The 1,212-nt window shown below is 42.1% G+C and carries 1 protein-coding gene; it reads left to right on the forward strand.

The window, feature by feature from the left end; translation table 11 throughout:
• The coding region (locus tag AC1DWN_RS34020) for a metallophosphoesterase family protein (protein ID WP_477563228.1) at positions 1–1,122 on the forward strand (1,122 nt) is incomplete at its 5' end.
• Positions 1,123–1,212 lie beyond the last annotated feature (90 nt).

Consider the following 1,212-nt stretch of genomic DNA (forward strand, 5'->3'; position numbering starts at 1 on the left):
CTTTTGGATACATTGGAACTAGATTCATCGCATCTCGTTGTATGCGCTGGTAATCATGATATCCAACGTTCAGAAACAGTGGGTATGACTCCTCCAACAGAAGCAAGAGATGCAGACCAGTGGCTGCGAGTTGAGTCCTGGGCTAATTTTGTTAGGACATTTAATCACTACAATGCATTCTGTGCAGAATTCCCAATTGGTCCACTGCAAATTGGTGAAGGTGTTTCATATTTGGCAGGGGTACGAGAAATTGAAGGACTAAATTTCTTAGTTCTTAATTCTGCATGGTTCTGCCGTGACAATAATGACCGCGGGAAGTTATGGCTCGGGCTACCTCAACTACAACTTATGGTATCGAAAGGCCAGTTATTTGGAAAAGAAGACTACGATAAAGCACCTCTTACTTTGGCTGTGGTACATCACCCTAAAGGCTGGCTAACTGATGGAGATCAGGGTACCTACAAAGAGCGTCCTGCAGCATATAGGTATTTAGCTGAGCGTAGCCATTTAATTTTCTCAGGGCATGTTCATACTGCACCTGAGGCTCCAAGCCGTGTAAATGGTAAAGCGTTTGTGATTCAAGGTGGAGCTTCTTACGTAGGAGATCAGTATAGAAATAATTTCGGACTCGTGAAAATAAATAAAGAAGATCGGTCGGCAACACAGATTCCATTTGAGTATGACCCACGGCAAGAGGTGTGGAACCGCCAACAAGAATACCCTTTTTTTTTAAATGTAGGTAATCCCCCAAACAGTACACAAAGTGCGAATGTGAATGTTTCTCTAGAACCAATCAGTTCCCATGGAATGAATATTCTTCCTGCAGAGCAGTACTGGAGTAACTTAAAAACTATTTTAGACTCCCCACCGCTTACATCAGATGTATTTCTCATAAATCGAGGTGAAGCTTGTGAGAAACTTGACGAAGTATTTTCCTTGAAGAAAACTCAGCTTAAGATTGAAACATTTTTTAGAAATCAAGTAGGAGACTTTGTTGCAGCCTATATTGCATCTTTGAATGAAGAGACAAGGGTTGAAGTTGGTGGTAGGTGTTTCATTATTTCAAATGCGGAAGCATGGAGTGCTGTGACCATAGCCTCATTTCTTGGTCGCAAATTTTGATCTAGAAGATGGGGAACACAATGGTATTCAGCTATTAGAACGAGCCCTTCACGGGGGACATTCAGTTATCTATGGTGGAATGCCAGGAGG

Source organism: Paenibacillus sp. P4_A7 (assembly GCF_056402455.1).